At 54.6% G+C, this 2,153-nt stretch carries 2 protein-coding genes; both read left to right on the top strand.

All coding sequences use genetic code 11. The annotated features are described in order from the left end of the window. A partial coding sequence (locus JO226_RS04270; protein WP_293493739.1) for a hypothetical protein occupies positions 1–582 on the top strand: 582 nt, incomplete at its 5' end. 254 nt (positions 583–836) lie between these two features. After that, the coding region (gene katG / locus JO226_RS04275) for a catalase/peroxidase HPI (protein WP_293493742.1) at positions 837–2,153 on the top strand (1,317 nt) is incomplete at its 3' end.

Genomic DNA, 2,153 nt, shown 5'->3' on the forward strand with positions numbered 1-2,153 from the left:
GCGAATGGCAGTTCAGTAAAGGTTTTATCCATTGGCGCTCAGGCTGACCTGAATAACAATCGTATTCCCGATGCGCATTTGCGTGAGGTGAATCCGTCTCATTTTGCAACAGGCATGGGCATTGCTGTGCTGGGGGCGTTGACCGGAAATATAAACAGCGGTGATTTCGACAAAGAAAACTACAAAGGATCAGCAGTCGATACGTTGCCTAACCCAACGAAAACCTATTTTGTTCCCAAAGCCAAACAAAGCCTCAAGCGCTGGCTGGATGAAAATGGCAAAGGTAATACATACAAGCAGGAGCTCAGCATCGGCTATGCCACCTGGGCATTAATTTACAAAGATATGGGTACGGATAATTCAGTATACCAGCTGAAGTATAAAGTCTTATTCTATAAACGACCTGAGAGTGGAAATGCGTTCTCTGCCTATACGGTGGCAGAGTGCGCGCCTGCGCCGGTTGAAGCGCCGTTAAGTGAATGGCATGCTGATAATTACAAAAAAGTCACGGTTGAAACCAATAAATATATGGATGCCTGTCTGCTTGAGTTTAACAACCAGATTCCCCGTTTGTTGAAATAATCATTTTCTCTACCGTGAATACTTACTTACCGCTGCAAAATATTGCGGCGGTAAGAAGTAAAAAATAAAACATCATGCTGCCCATGATACCGTTCGCCTTCTGCTTGCTATCCCCCTCCCTCGCTATACCAAAACTAAGATTGCGCTACATCAAAACCAGAGGAATGGACTATCGAATCCGTGGGTATTTTCAACTATAACTTATCAGCAGGGGTGTATATCTTTAACAGTATTACTGTGAAGGGAGCATATAGATGAGTACGCAAGATAATGTTAATGCAGGAAAATGTCCTTTTCATCAGGGCAGCCATGATGAAAGCGCCGGCGCGGGCACCAGCAGTAGCGACTGGTGGCCGAAACAACTCCGCGTCGATCTTCTGAACCAGCACTCCAACCGTTCGAACCCGCTGGGTGAAGACTTCAATTACCGCAAAGAATTTAGCAAGTTAGATTACTCCGCACTCAAAGGCGACATCCGCGCGCTGTTAACGGAATCCCAATCCTGGTGGCCCGCAGACTGGGGCAACTATGCGGGGCTTTTTATCCGCATGGCCTGGCACGGCGCAGGCACCTACCGCTCTGTTGATGGTCGCGGCGGCGCCGGGCGCGGTCAGCAGCGTTTTGCGCCGCTGAACGCCTGGCCGGATAACGTCAGCCTCGATAAAGCGCGGCGTCTGCTGTGGCCGATTAAGCAAAAATACGGGCAGAAAATCTCCTGGGCCGACCTGTTTATCCTCGCCGGTAACGTGGCGCTGGAGAACGCCGGGTTCCGTACGTTCGGCTTTGGCGCCGGGCGTGAGGATGTCTGGGAGCCGGATCTCGATGTGAACTGGGGTGACGAGAAAGCCTGGCTTGCCCATCGTGACCCGGAAGCGCTGGCGAAACGTCCGCTGGCCGCCACCGAAATGGGGCTGATTTACGTGAACCCGGAAGGGCCGAACGCCAGCGGCGAACCGCTGTCGGCCGCCGCGGCAATCCGCGCGACCTTCGGCAACATGGGGATGGACGACGAAGAGACCGTGGCGCTGATTGCCGGTGGTCATACGCTGGGTAAAACCCACGGCGCCGCGTCGGCCACCCACGTCGGGGCGGACCCGGAAGCCGCACCGCTGGAGGCGCAAGGCCTCGGCTGGGCGAACAGCTACGGCAGCGGCGCAGGTCCGGATGCCATCACTTCCGGTCTGGAAGTGGTGTGGACGCAAACCCCGACCCAGTGGAGCAACTACTTCTTCGAGAACCTGTTCAAATATGAGTGGGTGCAGACGCGCAGCCCGGCGGGCGCCATTCAGTTTGAAGCCGTGGATGCCCCGGAAATCATTCCTGACCCGTTCGATCCGTCGAAAAAACGTAAGCCGACGATGCTGGTGACCGACCTGACGCTGCGCTTCGACCCTGAGTTCGAGAAAATCTCCCGGAAGTTCCTCAACGACCCGCAGGCCTTCAACGAAGCCTTCGCCCGCGCCTGGTTTAAACTGACGCACCGCGACATGGGGCCAAAAGCGCGTTACATCGGCCCGGAAGTGCCAAAAGAAGATCTGATCTGGCAGGACCCGCTGCCGCAGCCGGTGTTT

The organism is Pluralibacter sp. (assembly GCF_019237635.1).
In the GTDB taxonomy this organism is placed as follows: Bacteria; Pseudomonadota; Gammaproteobacteria; order Enterobacterales; family Enterobacteriaceae; genus Enterobacter_B.